General features: G+C 62.9%; 1 protein-coding gene. It reads left to right on the forward strand.

Features of this window, described 5'->3' with window-relative positions; genetic code table 11:
• Positions 1 to 87 precede the first annotated feature (87 nt).
• The gene (locus ACXJL8_RS40910; protein WP_456623843.1) at positions 88 to 1362 is read left to right on the forward strand and encodes a cytochrome P450; all 1275 of its coding nucleotides are present in this window, start codon (positions 88 to 90) and stop codon (positions 1360 to 1362) included.
• The last annotated feature ends 92 nt before the right edge of the window (positions 1363 to 1454 follow it).

Here is a 1454-nt window from a genome sequence, read left to right on the forward strand (position 1 = left end):
CATCTAACGATGCGATCCGACCTCTCCCCGCAAGCGGGGCGAGGTGAAGTGCGTCCGGCGCCCCGATTCAAACACTGGAGCTATCACATGAACATTCAGACTCCGGTCAAAACCGACAAGGCCGAACGCATGCGCAGGGCCCGCGAGGAGGCTTATGCGACGCCGCTTTCGCAATTCCATCCCGGCGCGCCCCGGCTGTTCCAGGACGACACGCTGTGGCCTTGGTTCGAGCGGCTGCGCAAGGAAGAGCCGGTGCATTACTGCACCAATGCGCCGATCGAGCCCTACTGGTCGGTGGTGAAATACAACGACATCATGCATGTCGACACCAATCACGGCACCTTCTCCTCCGACTCGACGCTCGGCGGCATCGGGATCCGCGACGTGCCGCAGGGCTATGACTGGCCGAGCTTCATTGCCATGGACCAGCCGCAGCATTCGGCGCAGCGCAAGACCGTGTCGCCGATGTTCACGCCAACCCATCTGGACGAACTCGCAAAACTGATCCGCCAGCGCTCGCAGACCGTGCTGGACAATCTGCCGCGCAATGAGACCTTCAACTTCGTCGAGCGCGTCTCGATCGAATTGACGACACAGATGCTCGCGACCCTGTTCGACTTCCCCTGGGAAGAGCGTCGCAAGCTGACGCGCTGGTCGGACGTCGCGACCGCGCTGCCCAAGAGCGGCATCGTTGCGTCGGCCGAGGAGCGCCGCCGCGAGATGGACGAGTGCTACGCCTACATGTCCAGGCTGTGGAACGAGCGCGTCAATTCCGCGCCGCGCAACGACCTGCTGTCGCTGATGGCCCATAGCGACGCCACCCGCTTCATGGACCCCGACAACCTCATGGGCAACATCATCCTGCTCATCGTCGGCGGCAACGACACCACCCGCAACACCATGACCGGCTCGGTGCTGGCGCTGAACGAGAACCCGGACCAGTACGAGAAGCTGCGGAACAATCCGGCGCTGATCGACACCATGGTGCCGGAGGTGATCCGCTGGCAGACGCCGCTCGCCCATATGCGGCGCACCGCGCTCCAGGACACCGAGATCGGCGGCAAGCACATCAAGAAGGGCGACCGCGTCGTGATGTGGTACGTTTCCGGCAACCGCGACGAGGAGGTGATCGACCGGCCCGAGGAGTTCATCATCGACCGTCCGCGGCCGCGCACCCATCTCTCCTTCGGCTTCGGCATCCACCGCTGCGTCGGCATGCGGCTCGCCGAGCTCCAGCTCAAGATCGTCTGGGAAGAGATGCTCAAGCGCTTCGACCGCATCGATGTGGTCGGCGAACCGAAGCGGATCTATTCCAGCTTCATCAAGGGATATGAGTCGTTGCCGGTAAGGATTCCGGGCTGAGCCCTATCCTCCGTCATTGCGAGCGCAGCGAAGCAATCCAGAGATCTATCCGCTGAGGCAGTCTGGATTGCTTCGCTGCGCTCGCAATGACG

The sequence above is a fragment of the Bradyrhizobium sp. P5_C11_2 genome (assembly GCF_054049755.1).

Excerpts from the sequence above, each read along its gene's own strand:
- ACXJL8_RS40910 (WP_456623843.1), top strand. The coding sequence starts at position 88 with ATGAACATTCAGACTCCGGTCAAAACCGACAAGGCCGAACGCATGCGC.